Origin of the sequence: Metabacillus fastidiosus NBRC 101226, from assembly GCF_001591625.1 — a bacterium.
Classification (GTDB): Bacteria; Bacillota; Bacilli; order Bacillales; family Bacillaceae; genus Metabacillus; species Metabacillus fastidiosus.
Genome location: NZ_BCVG01000003.1, coordinates 68,442 through 89,555 on the forward strand (window position 1 = coordinate 68,442; position 21,114 = coordinate 89,555).

23 protein-coding genes and 1 tRNA gene are annotated in these 21,114 nt (G+C 37.6%); 3 read left to right on the forward strand and 21 right to left on the reverse strand.

Annotation, left to right across the window (positions count from 1 at the left end; all coding sequences use genetic code 11):
* Positions 1 to 9: 9 nt before the first annotated feature.
* The 5 genes from BFA01S_RS01485 to rpoN all read right to left on the reverse strand — a co-directional run bounded on the left by BFA01S_RS01485 (position 10) and on the right by rpoN (position 5,276).
* Positions 10 to 1,194, reverse strand: a complete 1,185-nt coding sequence (locus BFA01S_RS01485; RefSeq protein WP_066224975.1) for a phosphoglycerate kinase — start codon at positions 1,192 to 1,194, stop codon at positions 10 to 12.
* Positions 1,195 to 1,323: 129 nt separating this feature from the next.
* Positions 1,324 to 2,331, reverse strand: a complete 1,008-nt coding sequence (gene gap / locus BFA01S_RS01490; RefSeq protein WP_066224977.1) for a type I glyceraldehyde-3-phosphate dehydrogenase — start codon at positions 2,329 to 2,331, stop codon at positions 1,324 to 1,326.
* Between the two features lie 106 nt (positions 2,332 to 2,437).
* On the reverse strand, positions 2,438 to 3,460 hold the full coding sequence (locus BFA01S_RS01495) for a sugar-binding transcriptional regulator (RefSeq protein WP_066224979.1): 1,023 nt from the start codon (positions 3,458 to 3,460) through the stop codon (positions 2,438 to 2,440).
* A gap of 230 nt (positions 3,461 to 3,690) precedes the next feature.
* Positions 3,691 to 3,951 carry a glutaredoxin family protein gene (locus BFA01S_RS01500; RefSeq protein ID WP_066224981.1) on the reverse strand — a complete coding sequence of 87 codons (261 nt, stop codon included), beginning with the start codon at positions 3,949 to 3,951 and terminating at the stop codon, positions 3,691 to 3,693.
* Between the two features lie 5 nt (positions 3,952 to 3,956).
* Entirely contained in the window at positions 3,957 to 5,276 is a 1,320-nt protein-coding gene (gene rpoN, locus BFA01S_RS01505; RefSeq protein ID WP_066224983.1) for an RNA polymerase factor sigma-54, read from the reverse strand.
* Positions 5,277 to 5,614: 338 nt separating this feature from the next.
* On the opposite strand from rpoN, the gene BFA01S_RS01510 reads away from it, so the two are divergent.
* From BFA01S_RS01510 to clpP, 3 genes are all read left to right on the forward strand, one after another.
* Positions 5,615 to 5,690: transfer RNA gene (locus tag BFA01S_RS01510), tRNA-Arg, on the forward strand.
* Between the two features lie 179 nt (positions 5,691 to 5,869).
* The gene (locus tag BFA01S_RS01515) at positions 5,870 to 6,604 is read left to right on the forward strand and encodes a hypothetical protein (protein ID WP_066224985.1); all 735 of its coding nucleotides are present in this window, start codon (positions 5,870 to 5,872) and stop codon (positions 6,602 to 6,604) included.
* A 169-nt stretch (positions 6,605 to 6,773) separates the two neighbouring features.
* Positions 6,774 to 7,370 carry an ATP-dependent Clp endopeptidase proteolytic subunit ClpP gene (gene clpP / locus BFA01S_RS01520; protein ID WP_066224987.1) on the forward strand — a complete coding sequence of 199 codons (597 nt, stop codon included), beginning with the start codon at positions 6,774 to 6,776 and terminating at the stop codon, positions 7,368 to 7,370.
* A 47-nt stretch (positions 7,371 to 7,417) separates the two neighbouring features.
* Here clpP and BFA01S_RS01525 read toward each other — a convergent pair whose 3' ends face one another.
* The 16 genes from BFA01S_RS01525 to BFA01S_RS01600 form a co-directional block, all read right to left on the reverse strand.
* A complete protein-coding gene (locus BFA01S_RS01525; protein ID WP_066224989.1) occupies positions 7,418 to 7,675 on the reverse strand; it encodes an HPr family phosphocarrier protein in 258 nt (85 codons plus the stop codon).
* A 56-nt stretch (positions 7,676 to 7,731) separates the two neighbouring features.
* Complete coding sequence (gene whiA, locus BFA01S_RS01530) at positions 7,732 to 8,682, reverse strand: DNA-binding protein WhiA (RefSeq protein WP_066224991.1); 951 nt, start codon at positions 8,680 to 8,682, stop codon at positions 7,732 to 7,734.
* 26 nt (positions 8,683 to 8,708) lie between these two features.
* On the reverse strand, positions 8,709 to 9,668 hold the full coding sequence (locus BFA01S_RS01535) for a gluconeogenesis factor YvcK family protein (RefSeq protein WP_066225072.1): 960 nt from the start codon (positions 9,666 to 9,668) through the stop codon (positions 8,709 to 8,711).
* A 7-nt stretch (positions 9,669 to 9,675) separates the two neighbouring features.
* A complete protein-coding gene (rapZ, locus tag BFA01S_RS01540; RefSeq protein WP_066225070.1) occupies positions 9,676 to 10,533 on the reverse strand; it encodes an RNase adapter RapZ in 858 nt (285 codons plus the stop codon).
* Between the two features lie 84 nt (positions 10,534 to 10,617).
* Entirely contained in the window at positions 10,618 to 11,076 is a 459-nt protein-coding gene (locus BFA01S_RS01545; RefSeq protein WP_066224992.1) for an NUDIX hydrolase, read from the reverse strand.
* Positions 11,077 to 11,469: 393 nt separating this feature from the next.
* A complete protein-coding gene (trxB, locus tag BFA01S_RS01550) occupies positions 11,470 to 12,417 on the reverse strand; it encodes a thioredoxin-disulfide reductase (protein WP_066224994.1) in 948 nt (315 codons plus the stop codon).
* A gap of 89 nt (positions 12,418 to 12,506) precedes the next feature.
* Positions 12,507 to 13,961: a tetratricopeptide repeat protein gene (locus BFA01S_RS01555; protein WP_066224996.1), complete on the reverse strand. Its 1,455-nt coding sequence runs from the start codon at positions 13,959 to 13,961 to the stop codon at positions 12,507 to 12,509.
* A gap of 99 nt (positions 13,962 to 14,060) precedes the next feature.
* Entirely contained in the window at positions 14,061 to 14,687 is a 627-nt protein-coding gene (gene hisIE, locus BFA01S_RS01560) for a bifunctional phosphoribosyl-AMP cyclohydrolase/phosphoribosyl-ATP diphosphatase HisIE (RefSeq protein WP_066224999.1), read from the reverse strand.
* Positions 14,684 to 15,442 carry an imidazole glycerol phosphate synthase subunit HisF gene (gene hisF / locus BFA01S_RS01565; protein ID WP_066225001.1) on the reverse strand — a complete coding sequence of 253 codons (759 nt, stop codon included), beginning with the start codon at positions 15,440 to 15,442 and terminating at the stop codon, positions 14,684 to 14,686. The genes hisIE and hisF overlap by 4 nt, the downstream gene beginning before the upstream one ends.
* Before the next feature lie 2 nt (positions 15,443 to 15,444).
* On the reverse strand, positions 15,445 to 16,176 hold the full coding sequence (gene hisA, locus BFA01S_RS01570; protein WP_066225003.1) for a 1-(5-phosphoribosyl)-5-[(5-phosphoribosylamino)methylideneamino]imidazole-4-carboxamide isomerase: 732 nt from the start codon (positions 16,174 to 16,176) through the stop codon (positions 15,445 to 15,447).
* The gene (hisH, locus tag BFA01S_RS01575; protein ID WP_066225005.1) at positions 16,173 to 16,802 is read right to left on the reverse strand and encodes an imidazole glycerol phosphate synthase subunit HisH; all 630 of its coding nucleotides are present in this window, start codon (positions 16,800 to 16,802) and stop codon (positions 16,173 to 16,175) included. Before hisH ends, hisA begins: the two co-directional genes overlap by 4 nt.
* 1 nt (position 16,803) lies before the next feature.
* Positions 16,804 to 17,391 (reverse strand): imidazoleglycerol-phosphate dehydratase HisB, encoded by a 588-nt coding sequence (gene hisB, locus BFA01S_RS01580; RefSeq protein ID WP_066225007.1) that lies wholly within the window; start codon positions 17,389 to 17,391, stop codon positions 16,804 to 16,806.
* Positions 17,392 to 17,403: 12 nt separating this feature from the next.
* Positions 17,404 to 18,672, reverse strand: a complete 1,269-nt coding sequence (hisD, locus tag BFA01S_RS01585; RefSeq protein ID WP_066225009.1) for a histidinol dehydrogenase — start codon at positions 18,670 to 18,672, stop codon at positions 17,404 to 17,406.
* Between the two features lie 4 nt (positions 18,673 to 18,676).
* On the reverse strand, positions 18,677 to 19,282 hold the full coding sequence (gene hisG, locus BFA01S_RS01590) for an ATP phosphoribosyltransferase (RefSeq protein WP_412758809.1): 606 nt from the start codon (positions 19,280 to 19,282) through the stop codon (positions 18,677 to 18,679).
* A gap of 25 nt (positions 19,283 to 19,307) precedes the next feature.
* Positions 19,308 to 20,471, reverse strand: a complete 1,164-nt coding sequence (locus BFA01S_RS01595) for an ATP phosphoribosyltransferase regulatory subunit (RefSeq protein ID WP_066225012.1) — start codon at positions 20,469 to 20,471, stop codon at positions 19,308 to 19,310.
* Positions 20,472 to 20,611: 140 nt separating this feature from the next.
* Positions 20,612 to 21,112, reverse strand: a complete 501-nt coding sequence (locus tag BFA01S_RS01600; RefSeq protein ID WP_066225014.1) for an acyltransferase — start codon at positions 21,110 to 21,112, stop codon at positions 20,612 to 20,614.
* Positions 21,113 to 21,114: the final 2 nt, after the last annotated feature.

Here is a 21,114-nt window from a genome sequence, read left to right on the forward strand (position 1 = left end):
TGTGATCAATTATTTATCATTTAGTGCTGTAACACCTGGAAGTTCTTTACCTTCCATAAACTCTAATGATGCACCGCCGCCAGTTGAAATATGGTCCATCTTATCAGCAAGATTGAATTTTTCAACAGCTGCAGCAGAATCTCCGCCGCCAATTACTGTGTATGTATCTTTCGCTTCTGCAAGAGCTTGTGCTACTGCTTTTGTTCCATTTGCAAAAGTGTCTAATTCGAATACACCCATTGGTCCATTCCAAATAACTAGTTTAGAATTTTTAATGACATCTGCATAAATTTCACGAGTTTTCGGACCTGCATCAAGACCTTCCCAATCACTTGGAATTTGATCTATTGATACGATTTGTGTATTAGCATCATTTGAGAAATCATCTCCGACAACGATATCAACAGGCATGTAGAAGTTAACACCGTTTGCTTTTGCTTTTTCCATAAATGATTTTGCTAAATCGATTTTATCTTCTTCTAAAAGTGATTTACCAACGCCATGGCCTAACGCTTTAATAAATGTGTAAGCTAAACCGCCGCCAATAATTAAGTTATCTACTTTTTCAAGAAGGCTTTCAATAACATCGATTTTGTCTTTTACTTTTGCACCGCCGATAATAGCAGTAAATGGACGATCTGGATTTGATAATGCTTTTCCAAGCACTTCAAGCTCTTTCTCCATTAAGAATCCTGCAACAGCCGGTAAGTACTGTGCGATACCTGCAGTTGAAGCATGTGCACGGTGTGCTGCGCCAAATGCGTCATTCACATACACATCTGCAAGATCTGCAAATGCTTTTGCAAGTTCTGCATCATTTTTCTCTTCTCCAGCATAGAAACGTACGTTTTCAAGTAAAAGAACATCACCGTTTTGCAGTTTTTCAATCTCCGCTTTTACAGTGTCACCGTATGCTTCATTTGTTTTAACAACAGTTTTTCCTAAAAGCTCTTGAAGGCGTGCCGCAACTGCGTCCAGTCTAAGCTCCTCTACTACTTGTCCTTTAGGACGTCCTAAGTGACTTGCTAAAAGTACTTTTGCTCCCTGCTCCGTTAAATATTGAATTGTTGGCAATGCCGCACGAATTCTTGTATCATCTGTAACTTTGCCATCTTTCATTGGAACATTAAAGTCAACGCGGCAAAAAACCACTTTACCTTTTACATCAATGTCCTTGACAGATTTTTTGTTCATACTTTCATCCCCCTCCTGAAATAGTGCTAACCTGCATTAAAAAAGGGGAATGAGGATACTCCTCTTTCCCCTTTTCGCTTACATTATAGCGTTAATACTGCCTCGTTCCAAGCATTAAAAGAATAATTCTTATAATCCTTTAGAAGCGATGTAATCACAAAGATCAACTACACGGTTAGAGTAGCCGCTCTCGTTATCGTACCAAGAGATAACTTTCACCATTTGACCTTCCATTACCATTGTTGATAATGCGTCAATTGTTGAAGAGTTTGTGTTACCGTTATAGTCACGAGAAACTAATGGCTCTTCGCTGTAGCCAAGAATTCCTTTTAATTCGCCTTCAGCAGCTTCTTTTAATACTGCGTTAACTTCTTCAAGAGTAACTTCTTTATCTAACTCAGCAACTAAGTCAACTAAAGAAACGTTTGGAGTTGGTACACGCATTGCTCCACCGTTTAATTTACCTTTTAATTCAGGTAATACTAGAGATACTGCTTTAGCAGCTCCTGTTGAAGTTGGGATAATATTTTCAGCCGCTGCACGAGCACGACGGTAGTCTTTATGTGGTAAATCAAGAATTTGCTGATCGTTTGTGTATGAGTGAATTGTTGTCATCATACCGCGTTTAATACCGAATTTATCGTTTAATACTTTCGCAAATGGCGCTAAGCAGTTAGTAGTACATGATGCATTTGAGATAACATCGTGGCTAGCTGCATCGTATTTATCTTCGTTAACACCCATAACGATTGTAATATCTTCATCAGTAGCAGGAGCAGAGATAATAACTTTTTTAGCACCAGCTTCTAAATGTTTTGCTGCATCAGCACGTTTTGTGAAGAAACCAGTTGATTCAACAACGATTTCAGCACCAAGCTCACCCCAAGTTAATTTAGAAGGATCGCGCTCTGCTGATACTTGAATTGTTTTACCGTCAACAACAAGATTGTTTCCGTCAACAGAAATCTCGATGTCTAAATTGCCATGTACAGAATCATATTTTAAAAGATGTGCTAACATGTTCGCATCCGTTAAATCATTAACTGCAACAACTTCAACGTTTGGATTGTTTAATGCTGCACGAAATACATTACGTCCGATACGACCGAAACCGTTAATACCAATTTTTACTGCCATGATTCATTTCCTCCTTAGAATCGTTTCAAAAGCATGATTTTAGTTCGCTTTTGAGTAAGATTATTTTAAATTCATGGAGCAGTATGCTCCTTTATAATTAGGGACATTAAAATGCCCTTATTAACTCTTTTGCCGCACCTTCATCAGTAATTAACACTGAGTCCACTGCTTGTTTCATATACGCTCTGATCGCTTTCGCCTTTGATGCTCCGCCTGCAACCGCAATAACATGAGGAATGCTTCTTATATCTTCAAGCTGAATGCCTACAGTCTGCACTTTATGCACTACTTCGCCTTCTTCGTTAAAGTAATATCCGAATGCTTCAGCTACAGCTTTTCCTTCTTCAATCTTCTTAAAATCTTCGGCAGGAGTTCTACGGCGTCTCGCCATTGTTCTAGCGTCTCCAATTCCATATATAACCATACTTGAAGATTTAACAGTTGCAAGAAGTTCTTTAATAGACGGCTCCTCAATGATTGATTGATAGGCTTCTCTGCTAAGCTGGTCCGGCACATGCAATAATCGATAGTTTCCCATCGCACGTCCAGCCATTTTTGCGCATATCGTATTTGCTTGATTTTCCACATTTTCCGCCAGACCGCCGCGCGCCGGAACGAACATTAACTCACGATTTTTCGAATCCGGAGTCATCATTTCAGCAACCGCTGCGAGCGTAGTCCCGCCAGTAACAGCGACGATATTTTTTGCTGCAAGCCGGCTCTTTATACATGTGACACAAGCTCTGCCCATTTCTTTTTTTACCCATGGAGACAAATCACTATCCCCCGAAACAACGATGACTTCGTCTAAGTTAAACTTCTCCTTTAATGTATTTTCCAGAAAGGCTAATCCTAAAACATCCGGCATCATTTCTTCAAGATCCTTTAATAATGATGTCCCATCTTCTGTTAATGTCATACCTGAAGTTCTGATATCAATAAGATTTTGGTCTTTTAGAAATAGAACTTCATTTCTTAATATGCGTTCGGTAATGCCTAAGCTGTTCGCTAAACTTCTTCTACCAATAGGCTGCATTAATCTTATGTATCTTAGAATCTCATACCGCTTCTGCATAACATTTAAAAGATCGGGTAATAATTTGCTCTGTACATCTAATAATGATCTCATTGCTACTTTCCTTTCATGAGCTCAGATGGACTTAAATAGTCCCACTGTGACTTATTATGTCCCACCGACTCATAAAGAAAACCCGTCAGTCGACGAGCATATAAAGATGTGATCATGCCCGTAAATCGATTTATCTCGCTATCATCTCCGAAAGTTCGACAAACTTCAATTTCTCAAGCATAAAAAAACACCTTGCTTACGTCTTATTTTAGCAGGGTGTGTCGTCATATTCAAGAATTGTTTTCTTGACAATTCTCAATTATCTGTTTTTTTATTTTATCTTCCTCTAAAATACCGTATGAAATCACTTCTTCATTAACTGTCACTACGGGAATCATTATTTGATATAACTCTAATAGTTTGTCGTCTTTATAAATATCAAAAACTTCAATTTCAAAAGGGATTTCCCTTTGCAAAGATTTTATTACATTCAGCCCATCATCACATAATGGACAATTCTCTTTAGAAAAAAATTTTACTTTTATACTCATTAAAGTCACCTTTCATATTCTTTCCTTTTTACAGATGAAGCTATATTCAATGCTGCGCGGTATTTAGCAACCGTTCTTCTCGATATATTTATACGATAATCATTTTGCAGGAGATTTGCAATTTTCTGGTCCGAAAGCGGGGAATTCTTATTTTCATGTAAAATAAGCTCTGCAATTCTCTCCTTTACTGTAGCAGATGAGATATTCTGCTCATTTTTTGGATCAATATTTGTAGAAAAGAAAAATTTCATTTCAACTAACCCCTGAGGTGTTTGCACATATTTATCTTTAATCGCACGGCTGACAGTGGACTCATGAATTTGCAGAGACTTTGCAACATCTTTTAATGTGAGCGGTTTCAAAAAAGCTTTTCCTTTTTTGAAAAATGCCATTTGCTTATACGCTATTACCTTCATTACTTTTAACATCGTTTCTTTCCGCTGTTGCAAAGATTTTTCAAGCCATTTGCATTGCTGAATTTTCCTTGATACGTACGATTTGAATTCTTTATCAATTGTTTTATTTATGTACTGTTTATAATCAGACGAAATTTTCACTTCCGGTGTCATCTCATCATGATAATAAATGTGTAATTCATCATCATTTATACGAATAGACATATCCGGTCTCACATATGTCGTATCTGTGTTTTCATATTTTAATCCCGGTCTTGGGTCCAGCATCTTTATTTGATCATGAATGTCCTGTATTTCATTTAAGCTTATGTTCAATTTTCCTGAAAGCTGTTTCCATGACCTTTTTGCAAAGAGCTCAAAATAATGTGTGATTATCTCCTCAGCCATCATATTTCTCGCCTGCAGCCTTCTTAACTGTAATAAAATACATTCCTGTAAAGACCTTGCCCCAACTCCTGCCGGTTCCAAGCTTTGCAGGACTAGCAGCTGTCTTCCCAAGAATTTCTCCGGCACATTGATGTTTTCAGCTAATTGTGAAATATCTTCCTGCAAATAGCCATTTGAATCAAGACCATGAATTAATAAAAACAGGCACCTCTTCTCTTTTGGGCTTAATTTCATATCGACGAGCTGGCTGCGAAGATGCTGTTCCAAGCTGATATTTTCTTTCGAAACATTTTCAATTAAAAAGCTGCCTGCTCCGTTTATTTCCCGATTGGACTGTTTCGTCATTTTATTCGAAAAAGCTGTCTCCTTTACTTCTATAAGCGGATTATCCATAGCAATATCCTGAATATATGAGGCTAATTCTGCTGAAGAATATTGAAGTAAAGCAATTGCTTGTCTTATTTCCTGTGTCATATTCAATGTTAAAGACTGTTCTTGAACGATGCCAATTCTCATATCCATTTTACTTCCCCCTATTGAACAATTTTCACCAAATAATTCCCATATAAAGATAACGATTGTTGAGGAGGGACTCTTAAACATTATCTTTATTGTATTATTAGTTAATTGATTCATATGAGGATAATTCGACAAAGATACCATCAATTGTAAGATTTTTAAATAATATTTTATATTCTCAGCTTCAAACATATAAATCTGATCGTATCCTATCTTTTTTATCTCTTTCAGAATCTCGTCCACCCTTAATTGCGGGTAAAATTTTTTATTTATGAAACGAGGATCAGACTTGAAATCCACTAATATATAAGATATAATTAAAAATGCTGAATTTAATAATTGCGCTCGTAGCTCAGTTGGATAGAGCGGTGGTTTCCGGTACCACGTCTGCCGGGGGTTCGAATCCCTCCGAGCGCGCTAATGCAAAAAAGCAAGGATCGATTCCTTGCTTTTTTCTTTTCCCCTCTTTATTACTCCAACGCCCAGAAATACTTTCCAGCTCTCTAATCATATATATGAATCTCCACCATTTTCCTTTTCAAACACAAAAGGAGAAACTTGGATATTCTCATTTTTAAATGATTAGGAGGATCCTGATGAAAAGAGTAATTGGCATTATTTTTTCACTATTCATTATTACAGCTTGCGGAAATAATAATTTGCAATCATCTCAAGAGTCACTGAAAGAAAAAGAAATCCAAATCAAGGAAAAGCAAAGAGAGATAGAAGATTTTAAAGATTCCTTATTTGGCATGACAAGAGACGAAATCATTGAATTTGAAAGGAAACAGGGAAATGTTCTTTTTACAGAAGAAGAGGATACCTTATTAAAGGGCATTACACTCAAATTTAAGGATGTAGAGATAAACGGGAAAAAGGCAGAGATCGAGTATACATTTTGTAAAGAGAGAAGCAAGCATTCTATTCTAAACTACGACACATATGATGAAAAAATTTCCAATCACCAAAAAGAGAAAAAGAAGAAAAATTTAAATAAGGAAGAGAATGAAAAACTATGGCAGAAATTTAAAAAAGAAAATACTGAACTTTTTGAAGAAATCAGTAATATACCGGATCCGATTCAATTTAATGACTTTATTTTAGTATCTGTAATGTATGTATTTAATGATTTAGAAGCAGAGGAAAACGAGGAACTTGCCGAAAACTACAAAGCATTATATGGTGAACCTGAAGATATTGACTTAAATAAAAGAGTAAAAGACTATTTCTGGTTTACCAGCAGAATGGACATTTACTATAGCCCAATAGCTGTCCAATATTCCGGAACATATCACGCATTAGAAAAATTCATTATAAATAACGAGCAGTAAGGCCGATTATACTGCGGTTTGAAATACCTTCTTTTTGGCTAATATGATTACATATTGCCATTTTTTCAAAATATCATAAAATGAGCTTGCTTTTCGTTTGACCTATCTTGACCTTAGTTGTATGATGGAAATACATACTCTTAAAACTTTTTTAGAGGAGGAATAAGAAATGAACTTAATACCTACAGTTATCGAACAAACAAACCGCGGTGAACGTGCTTATGACATTTATTCTAGACTTTTAAAAGATCGTATTATTTTGTTAGGTAGCGCTATTGATGATAATGTTGCTAACTCCATTGTTGCACAATTATTATTTTTAGAAGCAGAAGACCCTGAAAAAGATATTTCTATTTATATTAACAGCCCAGGTGGATCTATTACAGCTGGTATGGCGATTTATGATACAATGCAATTTATTAAACCAAGTGTTTCTACAATTTGTATCGGAATGGCTGCTTCTATGGGAGCTTTCCTGCTTGCTGCTGGAGACAAAGGCAAACGCTATGCTCTTCCAAACAGTGAAGTAATGATTCACCAGCCACTTGGCGGTGCACAAGGTCAGGCAACAGAAATTGAAATTGCTGCAAAACGTATCTTATTCTTACGTGATAAGCTTAATACAATCTTATCTGAGCGTACTGGACAGCCATTAGAAGTTATTCAGCGTGATACAGACCGTGATAACTTTATGACAGCAGAGCGTGCATTAGAATATGGTTTAGTTGATAAAGTATTAGACAGAAACACACTTGAAACTAAATAACGAAAAAGGAGATTGGGCAAATGCCAATCTCCTTTTTATATCATCAATTATGATTGTTTTTCTACAAATTTAGATAATGACGCAACTGCCTCTTGTTCATCTGAACCTTCTGCAATTAAAGTAATAACAGAACCTGTGCTAATTGCTAAGCTCATGAGGCCCATGATGCTTTTTGCATTTACTTTTTTGCCCTCTTTTTCTAAAAACACATCTGATGAAAAACGATTTGCCTCTTGAACGAACATAGCTGCAGGACGTGCTTGCAAGCCAGTTTTCAGTTTCACTTCTATTTGTTGTTCGACCATTTATATCCCCTCATTTTCTCTTTATTAGAAAGTTAATTTATTTATTATTAAAAAAGCTATTTAAGCGATAAAGGCTGCCCCAGTCTTAACTGCTCGGCAATCTCATCCAGCTTTCTTAGTCTATGATTAATACCAGACTTACTTATCGTACCGCTTGAAACCATTTCACCCAGTTCTTTCAAAGTGACATCCTGGTATTCCACACGAAGGCGTGCAATTTCCCTTAATTTATCCGGTAATGCATCCAGCCCTATTCTTTCATCGATATATTTTATATTTTCTACCTGTCTTAAAGCAGCTCCAATTGTTTTGTTTAAGTTCGCTGTTTCACAATTGACGAGCCTGTTAACCGAATTTCTCATATCACGCACGATTCGTACATCTTCAAATCTTAATAGAGCTTGGTGAGCCCCAATTACATTTAGAAATTCGGTGATCTTTTCCGCTTCCTTCAGGTAAGTTATAAATCCCTTTTTTCTTTCCAATGTTTTGCTATTTAATTGAAAAGTATTCATCAATTCACAAAGTGAGTCATTATGTTCCTTATATAACGAAAAAATCTCAAGATGGTAAGAAGATGTTTCCGGGTTATTTACAGAACCTCCAGCTAAAAAAGCCCCACGAATATATGAACGCCTGCAGCATTTCTTTTTCACAAGATCTTTAGATATGTGACGGATAAACGTAAAATTTTCGCCAAGAATATCTAAATCCTCCAGAATGCCCCTCGCATTCTCATTAAGCCTGACAATATATACATTATTCTTTTTTAAGCGCATTTTTTTACGGACGAGAAGCTCAACTGTTACTTCATATTGCCTTTTAATTAATGTATAAATACGTCTGGCAATTGCAGCATTTTCCGTTTGAATATCTAATACTATATGGCGGTTTGAAAAAGAAAGGGAGCCATTCATTCGAATGAGGGCAGCTAATTCCGCTTTTACACAGCATGGCTTTAATTCTAGGTTTGTTAATTCTTTTTTCGTTTCTGATGCAAATGACATATTGCGCGCCCCCCGACCCATCAATATTAACTTCTCATTGAAATCATATTATAAAGCAAGCTGGCAACCTTATTTGTGTCATGCCGAATGACATTATTTTCATATGAAATGATCCGGTCAACGATTACTTCAATTCCTAATTCTTTCAGTTTATCAATATCATAATGAACCGGCTTTGCTAATTCCTCTTCATACATTTTTCTAATCTCATCAGGAATTCTGGCATCATTCACTAAAATTGTATCAATAAACTTACAATCCATATGATCATATAATGCTTTTATATGATCGCTTGCCGAATAGGATAATGTTTCTCCAGCTTGGGTCATTACATTGCATATATATACTTTTTTCGCTTTCGCTTTACATACTTCTTCGCCGATCTTAGGCACTAATAAATTTGGTAAAATACTTGTATAAAGACTGCCAGGTCCAATAATAATTAAATCGGCCTCACGAATTACTTCCAATGCTTCTGGCAGCGGCTCAATATCTTTTGGTGTTAAGAAAACCTTTTTTATTCGTTTTCCTGCATAAGGAATTTTTGATTCTCCTGTTACAATCGTGCCATCATTCATTTCCGCATTTAAAATAACACTGCAATTAGCTGCCGGCAGCACTTTGCCGCGTACATTTAATACTTTGCTCATTTCTGTTATTGCATGAAAGAAGTCGCCGGTTATATTCGTCATCGCCGCCAATATTAAATTGCCAAGTGAATGCCCAACTAAATTATTCCCCTTATTAAAACGGTGCTGGAATAATTCTTCAACAAGTGGTTCAACATCGGATAAGGCTGCTAATACATTGCGTATATCTCCAGGAGGTGGAATTTGCAATTCATCTCTCAGTCTGCCTGAGCTGCCGCCATCATCAGCTACGGTGACAATCGCTGTAATATGTAAAGGTTTCAATTTCAACCCCCTTAATAAAACAGATAATCCTGTCCCGCCACCAATAATAACTACTTTTGGCAATTGTTCTATTTTCACGTTATTGCCGTCTTCTCTTCTCTATATCTCTGTGTGAAATCTGTGTATTATATTCACTTTTAAAATGGTTTGCAATGTATTCCACAAGTGTAACTGAGCGATGTTGTCCTCCTGTACAGCCAATTGCGATAACGAGCTGACTCTTACCTTCCCTTTTATAATACGGAAGCATAAATGACAGTAAATCAATTAGTTTATCCAAAAACTTTTGAGTTTCATTCCATTTCAAAACATAAGAGGAAACCTCTTCTTCAAGGCCCGTTTTCGGTCTCATATGATCTATATAGTGAGGATTCGGTAAAAAACGTACATCAAAAACTAAATCAGCATCGATTGGTATTCCGTATTTAAAACCGAAAGATGTTAAGTTTACAGTAAATGTATGTTCTGTACTTGAAGCAAATTGTTTTAGAATTTTTTCTCTTAATTCTCGTGGTTTTAGATCAGAGGTATCATAAATGAGTTGAGCTCTTCCTTTAAGCTCTTCTAGAAGCTCCCGTTCCAAACTAATCCCTTCGAGCGGCAAACCCGTTGATGCAAGGGGATGTGATCTTCTCGTTTCTTTATATCTTGTAACAAGCGTAGTATCTTTTGCATCCAAAAATAAAATTTGCGGTGTAACCCAATCTGTTTCAGCTAGTTCATCAAGGGCTTCAAATAAGCTGTCAAAAAATTCCCGGCCGCGAAGATCCATTACAAGAGCAACTTTATTCATCTTTGAACCCGACTCTTTCATTAACTCCAAGAATTTCGGTAATAATGTTGGCGGCAAGTTATCGACACAGAAGAAACCCAAGTCTTCAAAACTTTGAATTGCTACTGTTTTACCTGCACCGGACATTCCCGTAATAATGACCATTTCCACATCTTGCTGCAATGTATTTTCATTCAGCCCATCACAACTTAACAAATTGCTTCCCCCCTCTGCTATCACCGTCCTTAATCACTGCGGATCAAGACGGTATGAAATCAGTTCAAAATCTGGCGTATATGTAAATGTACCATATAGCATTCCATTTCCTTTAATAACATAATCTAATATATGATAATCTCCAGGTGCCATTTGCAAATTTTGAATGTCGTTTATATGATGCCATTCGATAACCCCTTCTTCAGACTGGTTCACATTTGTCCCGTTAAATTCTGAAGCAAGGAACGTAAACATCATCCATTCAGATACAATTTCCTGTCCATCTTGAATGAGAATAGTAAAAATCCCTTTTAAATGTGGATTTTGTAAATAAATACCTGTTTCTTCACGGTATTCCCTGACAACTGTATCCTTTAGTGTTTCACCAAGTTCCATCTTTCCACCAGGTGCAACCCACCAGCCTCTTCTCGGTTTTTTCAGAAGAAGCACTTTATCGTCCTTAACTAGGACGCAATTCGTAACTCTTTGCAACGCCTTCACCTCAATTTAGGCTTACATGTTTAAAAGTATCTGATTACATTGTATTATACTATTTATATGAACTTGCTACAATGAAGTCGTTCTTCATTTTCCGTTATTTTCATCAAAATTGTTAACATTCCACGAATAAGACGGATAGAAAGCCTCTAAAATAAAAAAGTAGATTATTACTTTTTACTTACTATCTTTACATAAATTTTCATAATTACTGCAACATTTCTCATATTCCCAAAAAAGGAGCATGGGAAAGGGCACCCATGCTCGAAAAGTAAGTCTATTTATAAAAGGGGGTCAATTACTAATTACATAGTACTTTATTTATATTGCACCCATGTTACAAGATAGTTAAAACAGAGTTACGTTTATGTTAATCGCCACTTGACCTTATTTTACTTTTAATTTCTCAGCCAATTCCTCTATATAATGCTGTGCATTTTGAGCAGCGATACTGCCATCACCAGTTGCAGTTACGATTTGGCGAAGTTTCTTCTCACGAATATCTCCTGCAGCAAAAATTCCTTCTACTTTCGTTTCCATATCTTCATTCGTTACGATATAACCATTCTCATTCGTAATACCTAAATTTTCAAACGGTTTTGATAAAGGAGTTAAGCCAACATAAATAAATACACCATCTGCTTTAAATTCTTGTTCTTCACCAGTTTGTGTATTTACAATTGTTACACTGCCTACTTTGCCGTCTTTTTCATTTATTTCCTTCACTGTATGATTCCAAATGAAATCAACTTTCTCATTATCAAAAGCTCTTTGCTGAAGAATCTTTTGTGCACGAAGTTCATCGCGGCGGTGAATAATCGTCACTTTACTTGCAAATCTTGTTAAATATACGCCCTCTTCAACAGCAGAATCTCCGCCTCCGATAACGACAAGCTCTTTCCCTTTAAAGAAAGCACCATCACAAACAGCACAGTAAGAAACTCCGCGTCCGCCTAATTCAGATTCTCCCGGAACACCTAATTTTCTATATTCTGCACCAGTAGCAATAATAATTGCGCGAGCTTTATATTCTTTGCTTCCTGCAATGATTGTTTTATATTCTTCTCCGTCGATTATTTCTTTAATATCGCCATATGCATATTCAGCGCCGAATTTCTTAGCGTGTTCAAACATTTTCGTCGAAAGATCAGGCCCTAAAATATGGTCATAGCCAGGATAGTTCTCTACTTCTTCTGTGTTAGCCATTTGACCGCCGGGTATTCCGCGCTCTAACATTAATGTTGAAAGATCCCCACGTGAAGCATATACAGCTGCAGTCATACCAGCTGGTCCAGCTCCTATAATGATCACATCATAAATTTTTTCTTCTGTCATGGATCTCACTCCTTATATTAAATTAATCGTTTTTAGTCATTCCTTACACTTATCGTATAAAATATTATCGAATCATACCAATTTTTTGCTCATTTTGTCGTCGCTTTTACGTACTGAATATATTTTACAACAGTCGTTACGGAAATTTCATAACGCTTTGCAAAAGCAGATTTTTTTAAACTTTGGTCATTTTCTTTTTTCCATACATACTCTAAAGCACATGCCCATGCTTTACCGTTCTTTATTGGCAATTTATTTTGATGCGCTCTCATTAATACACGGAACGCATACAAGAAGAAGGCCTCATCCTCCATGCAAGTGTAAAGCATTTTTATCACTTGAAAGACAGTCTGTACACTGTCAGAAACATGGACTGGAACACCGGTCTTCGTCTGCAGAATATACTGAATAAAATCTTTTTCAAAATTTGATTGCGGAACATTTGCACTTTGACATGCCTCAATTTGATCAAAATTATCTGTTTCTGCTGCAAGAAAAATGGCATATAGCCGTTCTTCCTTTGTCATACTTAGAAAATGATGCGTCTCATTTAAATCTTCGTTCCACGGCTCTGCTCCCTTTTTACTCGGGTTCTCCTGAAGTACTCTTTCCCACATTTGTTCAGCAAATTTCACATTACCTACGTAATAGGAAGAATAGGAAAGCCAGTAGTAAAAAGTTTCGTCCCCTTCAAAACCTTGTTTATAGATAGATCTTAACCATCTGTAAGCGAAAGCATATTTCCTAACAAGCGCAAAGGTTGCACCGAGCTTGTAGCGATGTTCAAATAAAATAGGGTGTATATTGGATAACATACCCGCTAATTCATCCACTTTATCATCTTTCCGCTCATAAAAGTAAAAAACGAGAAGATTGCATAACGCATGCAGATTACCAGGCTTCTTCTGTAAAATATCTTCTAAAATTTCCTTTGCCTTATTAATATCTCCAATATAAAAATATGCAAGCGAGAGATTATTATAAGCCGACCAAAATTCCGGGTAATCTTTTATAATCTTTTCAAGCAGTTCTATCGCTTCTTCAAACTCATTATTCTCAAGCATCGACTTCGCTCTATCTTGCTTCACAATAAGATCATCGGGGTCATCAGAAAAAGGCAGATCTTCCTCAAGTGTTAAAAGTTCTATTAAATCCTCATTCTCTTCCATAAATTCACCGTACGGATCTTTATCTGTATAAGCTGTTGCACATTTATACGCTTCATGAAAAAGCCCTAAATGCGCAAAATTATTTGCCATGAAATAATGGCACTCATTCAAAGTCGGATCGAGCTTATTTATTATATTATCCAGAAGTTCATTTGACTGCTGGTAGTTTCCCATCTCAGTGTAAATAGTAGCTAATTGAATGAGTTTACTTGTGTCTTTAGGATCTAACTCAGCCGCTCGCTCAAAATGTTTCATCGCCTTATTAAAATTTTGCTCGCGATAAGCTTTCAAGCCTCTTTTATAATAATATTGTCCATCTTGGAGAAACGGGACAACCTGTGTCTTTTTTCCAGCTTTACTTAATTGTTTTCCCACTGAAATCCTCCATTTCTTTATGTTTACCGTACGTAAGTATACCACACACGTAAAGACCCCAGCAAAAGAATATTGCAGGGGTCTTTACGGCTGTAGTCACTATTTTTTATGTCTTCCTTCAAGTGCGGACAGCACTTCATCAAGCGGGAGCTTCTGTTCACGAAGCAGGACTAGCGTATGGAAAAATAAATCCGCTACTTCCCATTTTAATTCCTCATGGTCACGATTCTTCGCAGCAATAATTACTTCTGATGCTTCTTCGCCAACCTTTTTCAAAATTTTATCGACACCTTCATCAAAAAGATATGTCGTGTAAGAGCCTTCAGGACGTTCTGCCTCTCTCTCAGCAATGACTTTCTCAAGAATGCTGAAAATTTGGAAACGGTCTTCCTTCACATTCACCTGCTCTTGATCTACTGATTCATTGAAACAAGTGTATGCGCCAGTATGACAAGCTGGACCCTGCGGTTCAACAAGGACTAAAAATGCATCCTGGTCACAATCATATCTTAATTCAACAACTTTTTGTGTATTGCCTGAAGTTGCTCCTTTATGCCAAAGCTCCTGCCTTGAGCGGCTGTAAAACCATGTTTCCTTCGTTTCTAAAGTCTTCTCAAGGGATTCCTTATTCATATATGCAAGCGTTAATACTTCCTTACTCGCTGCATCTTGTACGATCGCAGGCACTAAGCCTTTTTCATCGAATTTCACATTTTCTATATTCAACGTACATTCACCCCTTGACTCTTTAAATAATCTTTTACTTGCTTAACAGATGTTTCTTTATAATGGAAAATAGAAGCAGCGAGTGCAGCATCCGCTTTTCCTTCTTCAAAAGCAGCGAAGAAATGTTCAGCATTTCCAGCACCGCCTGATGCAATAACTGGAACAGATACGGCTTCACTCACAGCTTTATTTAGTGCATTGTTAAAACCGTTCTTCTCTCCGTCACTGTCCATGCTCGTTAAAAGGATCTCACCAGCACCGCGTCTGACAGCTTCCTTTGCCCAAGCAACGACTTCCCAATCAGTTGCTGTTCTTCCCCCGTGCGTGTATACTCTCCAGCTTCTAATTGTTTCGTCAAATTTCGCATCAATAGCAACAACAATACATTGAGAACCGAAGAAGTTAGCACCTTCTGTAATAACATCAGGATTCACAACCGCTGCTGTATTAAGAGAAACCTTATCTGCTCCGGCACGAAGAATCTTTTTCATATCTTCAAGCGTATTAATTCCGCCGCCGACAGTAAATGGAATAGCAAGCTGTCCTGCCACCTGCTCCACAACATCAACCATCGTTTTTCTTCCTTCATGTGATGCGGAAATATCAAGGAAAACGAGCTCGTCTGCCCCTTCCTCATCATAATATTTTGCGAGTTCAACAGGATCACCGGCATCTCTTAAACCGACAAATTGAATCCCTTTTACGACACGTCCATCTTTTACGTCTAAACATGGGATAATTCTTTTAGTAATCATCTTTATTTTACCTCTTTCAACGCTTCCTGCACAGTGAATTGATTCGTGTAAATCGCTTTTCCAACGATTGCACCTTGCACACCTTTTTCACGGTACTCAGCAAGAGTTTTTAAATCTTGAAGGGAGCTTACTCCACCTGAAGCAATCACTTCTTTTCCTGTCGCTTCTGCCATTTCAACAACCGCATTCACATTAGGGCCTGAAAGCATGCCATCTGTTGCAATATCAGTGAAGATAAACACTTCCGCCCCAGCAGCTGCTAATTCCTTCCCAAGATCTGTTGCTTTTACATTCGATGTATTTAACCAGCCTTCTGTTGACACATAGCCGTCTTTTGCATCGATACCGATCGCAATTTTTTCTCCGTATTTACTAAGCATTTTCTTTACAAAATCAGGATTCGAAATTGCCGCACTTCCTAAGATAACACGGTCAACACCGTTTTCTAGATAGAAGTCCACCGCTTCCTCTGTTCTGATTCCTCCACCAATTTGAACTTTAGAAGGAAGCTTTTTTGCCACATCTAGTACATATTGATGGTTAACAAGCTTTGCTTCTTTCGCCCCGTCTAAATCAACCATATGGATCCAGCTTGCGCCGGCATCAGAAAACTGCTTGGCCATATCAAAAGGAGAGTCCCCATAAACAGTTTCTTTATTATAATCTCCCTGAAGCAAACGAACACATTTCCCCCCGCGCATATCAATTGCCGGGTAAATAATAAATTCACTCATCTTTTTTCTCCTTCAACCATTTTAATAAAGTTTTGTAAAATGGAAAGACCGAGCCCGCTACTTTTCTCTGGATGAAATTGGGTACCAAAAACATTGCCTCTGCCAACAACCGCAGGAACATCAACACCGTACGGAGCAGTCGCTAAAATAACTTCAGCTTCCTCTGATTTAACATAATAAGAATGTACGAAGTAGGCAAAATTCGTTTCTAGATTTTCTAAAAGCGGACTTTCATTTTTTATCGTTAAGTCATTCCATCCCATATGTGGAACTTTCAGCTTTTCTTCCCCTGCATCTTCAGGAATCTTCACTACGTTACCAGGCAGTAGACTTAATCCTTTCGCAAGGCCATTTTCTTCACTTTGTTCAAATAAAAGCTGCATTCCTAAACAGATACCAAGTAATGGCTTTTCGCTTTCTGCAATATCTTTTACGAACTGCGCAAGGCCTGTCTCATTTAAAATAGACATCGCATCTTTAAATGAACCGACCCCAGGAAGTATATAGCCGCTTGCCTCATTTAAAACATCTATATCATTTGAAATCGTATATTCAACATTCATTCTTTCGAGTGCTTTACTTACACTGTATAAATTGCCCATACCATAATCGATAATAGCGATCATCTTATAACATCCCTTTCGTTGAAGGAACCCCCTTGATTCGTGGATCCACTGTTGAGGCTTCGTCTAACGCTCTGCCTAATGCTTTAAAAATAGCTTCGATTATATGATGTGTGTTGCGGCCATGATGAATAATAACGTGCAAGTTTATACGAGCTTCCAACGCAAATTTCCATAAAAACTCATCTACAAGCTCTGTATCAAACGTACCTACTCTTGAACTCGGGAGTTCACCTTTAAATTCAAAATGCGGACGGTTACTTAAATCGACGACAACTTGTGCAAGTGCTTCATCCATCGGCACAAACGCATTACCGTAACGCTTGATCCCTTTTTTATCTCCTAACGCATCTTTAAATGCTTGCCCTAGGCAGATTCCGATATCTTCTGTCGTATGATGATCATCAATTTCAATATCACCATCTGCATTAACAGTTAAATCAAATTGTCCATGTTTCGTGAAAAGATCTAACATATGATCCATAAAAGGAACATCTGTTTTTAATTCTGATTTCCCCTCGCCGTCAATGGAGAGTGAAAGCGAAATATTTGTTTCATTTGTTTTCCGATCAATACTTGCAGCTCTTACCATGTCTACTTCCTCCTATTTAAATCTTTCTTCTAACGCTCTTGCATGTGCTTCAAGTCCTTCAAGTCTTGCAAATTTCGCAATTTTCCCTGCATTTTCATTAAAGGCTTGTTCACTATATGAAATAATGCTTGATTTCTTCGTAAAATCATCTACATTTAACGGACTCGAAAATCTCGCTGTTCCATTAGTTGGAAGAACATGGTTCGGCCCTGCGAAATAATCCCCAACCGGTTCAGAACTGTATCTTCCTAAGAAAATCGCACCTGCATGCTTCAATTTATCTAATAAACTCATCGGGTCTTTCGTTAGTACTTCAAGATGCTCCGGTGCGAGTTCGTTGACAACTGAAACAGCAGCAGCTAAGTTCTCCGTTACATAAATATGTCCATGCTCTTCAATAGATGGTCTTGCAATTTCTTCTCTCGGCAATGTTTTTAATTGCTTTTCCACTTCAAGCTTCACTTGTTCTGCAAGCTCTATGGAAGTTGTAACGAGAATGCTTGATGCAAGTTTGTCATGCTCTGCCTGTGATAATAAATCCGCTGCGACTTCATTCGCTCTTGCTGATTCATCAGCTAAAACAACGATCTCACTCGGACCAGCAATCATATCAATATCAACGACTCCGAATACTTCCCTTTTTGCAAGGGCAACGTAAATATTCCCAGGACCTACAATTTTATCAACAGCCTGGATAGTTTCCGTGCCATATGCAAGTGCCGCAACCGCCTGTGCGCCGCCTGCTTTATAGATCTCTGTAATACCTAACTCATTTGCAGCAACTAATACACCTGCCGGAAGTGTTCCACTTGTATTGGGCGGAGATGTAATAACAATTCTCTTCACTCCTGCCACCTGAGCCGGAATGACATTCATTAATACAGATGAAGGATATGCCGCCGTACCACCTGGAACGTACACTCCAACAGCATCAAGAGCTGTTATTTTCTGACCGAGCATCGTGCCGTCCTCTTTAAATGCAAACCATGATTCACGCTTTTGCTTTTCATGGAAAAAACGGATATTTTCCGCTGCATCACGGATAATTGCAATCATTTCATCATCTAATTCTTTATAAGCAGCTTCAATTTCTTCTTCCGCAACTAATAAATTAGTTAAGCGAACACGGTCAAATTTTTCTGTAAATGCGAGAAGTGCCTCATCACCGTTTGCTCTTACTTCATTAATAACGGATTTAACGACATTGCGCTGTTCATCCGTACCCGCTTCAATGGAACGTCTTAACGATACTTTTTCACTAGTAATACGTGTGATCTCCATCGTTTTATCCCCCAATTACTTTTGAAAGTCTTTCTACTAATTCATCAATAACTTGATCTTTCATTCTATAACTAACTGGATTGACGATCAATCTTGATGTAATATCACAAATATGTTCAAGCTCAACTAAGCCATTTTCTTTTAAAGTTTGCCCTGTTGAAACAATATCAACGATTCTATCTGCTAAACCGATTAATGGTGCAAGTTCGATTGAACCGTTTAATTTAATAATTTCTACCTGTTCCCCTTGTTCACGGAAATAGCTTGAAGCAACCTTCGGATATTTCGTCGCTACTTTCGGTGCAACATCTGTAAGTGTTGCATTAGGAAGCCCTGCTACAGCTAAATGGCATGCGCTAATTTTCAGATCAAGTACTTCATAAACATCCCGATCTTCTTCAAGCATAACGTCTTTTCCTGCGATTCCAACGTCTGCTACACCATGTTCTACATATGTAGCCACATCCATTGGCTTTGCAAGAATAAAACGGATATTTTCATTAGGAACATCGATAATTAATTTTCTTGACTCATCAAATTCCGGCGGGAGCTTGTACTCAGCTTTGCGTAACAACTCCGCTGCTTCTTCAAATATTCGACCTTTTGGCATCGCAATTGTTAATATTTCACTCACCCTACTCTTCCTTTCTCGAACCGATGAAATAAGTTACATCATAAAATTGTTTTGAATATGCATCAACATCTTTAATACCGGATATCTCCTGCATCACGACTCTTTTTCCGCTTCTGCGAAGTTCATTCGCACTTTGAATTGCCTCGCTTCGGCGCTCCTGACTGAAAATAACACATTCATATTTCTGTTCAGCAGTTAAGTTTAATGCTTCAAGCAACCGGTCAATTCTTACCGCGAAGCCAGTTGCAGGTGCAGCACGATTGAATTTCTCAAATAAATGATCATATCTTCCACCACTACCAATAACAAAACCAACATTATCTGCATACACTTCGAATAATGTTCCGCTGTAGTAGCTCATATGGCTTACTAAATTTAAATCTAATTTTAAATATTCTGTTACTCCAAAAGCTTCAAGTGTTGCCCATAATTGCTGTAATTCTTCTAATGCTGCCTTCGCTTCTGCTGTTGATACTAAGTCTTTTGCTTCCTCCGCTTTTTCGATACTGCCGCGAAGCGAAAGCAATGATAAAAGTCTTTCTTTATCAATTGATGATAATGATAGTCCTTTCACATGCTCTTTATAGCCGACATAGTTCTTTTCATATAAGAATCTTCTTAACTGTGCAGTACGTTCTTCATTTCCAAGCACTTCATTGAAAAGAGCATTCGCAAATCCGATGTGGCCGATTGCTACTTTAAAGTTTTCAAGTCCTGTCTCTTTTAAACTGGAGATCATTAATGCAATTGCTTCCGCATCCGCATTTGTTGTACCGTCTCCGATTAATTCAATTCCAACCTGTTCAAATTCAGCCGGACGTCCGCCTTCTTTTTGCTGTGCACGATACACATTCGCCAAGTACGCAAGACGAATCGGATACATTCCTGTGAAAAGCTTGGATGCCGCAACCCTTGCAATCGGTGCTGTCATATCTGGTCTAAGTACAAGTGTCTGGCCTTGCTGATCTAATAGTTTGAATAATTGTTTATCTAAAATCGCTGATTGAACACCGACTGTCTCATAAAATTCAAGTGTAGGTGTTTCAATAAATTGAAAACCCCAGCTTTCAATAACATCCGTCATTTGAGTACGGACTTTCTTTTTATTTTCATATAAAGAAGGTAATGTATCATTCATACCTAATGGTTTCTCAAACATAAACATGAAGCTTCTGCCTCCATTTCATTCACTTATCAAAAATCCTTTAGTTCGCTAATATACTAATATGCTAACAAAATAAAGCGATGAAAGCAAGAAAAATTTGGGGATAGTCCCCAAAAAGAGTAGATAGGGATTTTCCCCGATTATCTTTTATCCATTTCTTCCTTTGTATAAATGATCCTCATTGGGTTCCCCCCAACAAACGTCCCTGCTGGAACATCTTTATGAACTAGTGTTCCAGCTGAAACGATTGCACCGTCACCTATTTCAATTCCGGGTAAAATCGTTGTATTTGCCCCGATCATCACTTCATTTCCAATTCGTACTTCTCCAAGGCGGTATTCCTTTATTAAATATTCATGCGCTAAAATCGTTGTATTATAACCAATCACTGTATTTTTACCGACCGAAATTTTTTCAGGGTACATTACATCGAGCATGACCATTAAGGCAAAAGATGTCTGCTCACCAATTTTCATTCTGAGAAATGTACGATACAGCCAATTTTTCACTGCAAGAAATGGAGTATATCTTGCGAGCTGAATAATAATGAAATTTTTAACGACTTTCCAAAAAGGAACTGTTTTATATACATGCCAAAGAGAATTCGGACCTTCTACGAAGTATCTTTCCGTTCTTCTCACGT